1 protein-coding gene is annotated in these 589 nt (G+C 53.3%); it reads right to left on the reverse strand.

Annotated elements, in window-relative coordinates; genetic code table 11:
• Positions 1–589: hypothetical protein (locus H1S01_RS20655; RefSeq protein ID WP_480035610.1), on the reverse strand; the 589-nt coding region annotated here is incomplete at its 5' end.

Consider the following 589-nt stretch of genomic DNA (forward strand, 5'->3'; position numbering starts at 1 on the left):
TCACGCTCCTTTGAAACATTGAGTGTACTCGCTCAGTGCCCGACGGGGGGCTTGCCCCTGTAATTTCTCTGGCCATACCGTGTCATTGACGGACTCGGCCGGGGTTTTAGAGGGAGTCTTCGATGAGGCCTGGGCTTGTATGGCGGTGACGGTCTCTTGTAACTGCCGTACGCTATAACGCTGAATGGTATTACATTGCTGGGCGGCTTCCTGCATCACGGCATCGCAGGTTTCGCGAGCGAGACGCTCTAATGCGTGGAGTTGGTCACGCAAATATCGTCGCTTCGTGAGGCGCAGACCCTGAATAAATTGGGCTAAAGAACTGCCGCTTCCATACCGTTGAACGGCCGTTTGTTCCAGTTCGTCCAGTGTTTTCGTATAGTCCCGTTGATGATTTCGGTTGATGACAAGTTGCCCTGGGCTGGAAGCTAGGCGATGTTCGGCCAGCGGCTCACGACTATCCAGTGCAAAGATTTGTAAGGTGTGCTCGTTCTTTTCGATTCTCACTTGGGCGCCACCGGATTTATAAGTCCCTAACGGTACCGAGTATCGACTGCTGTCGACCATGATGGTATTGTCCTTACGGACG

Origin of the sequence: Heliobacterium chlorum, from assembly GCF_014502795.1 — a bacterium.
In the GTDB taxonomy this organism is placed as follows: domain Bacteria; phylum Bacillota; class Desulfitobacteriia; order Heliobacteriales; family Heliobacteriaceae; genus Heliobacterium; species Heliobacterium chlorum.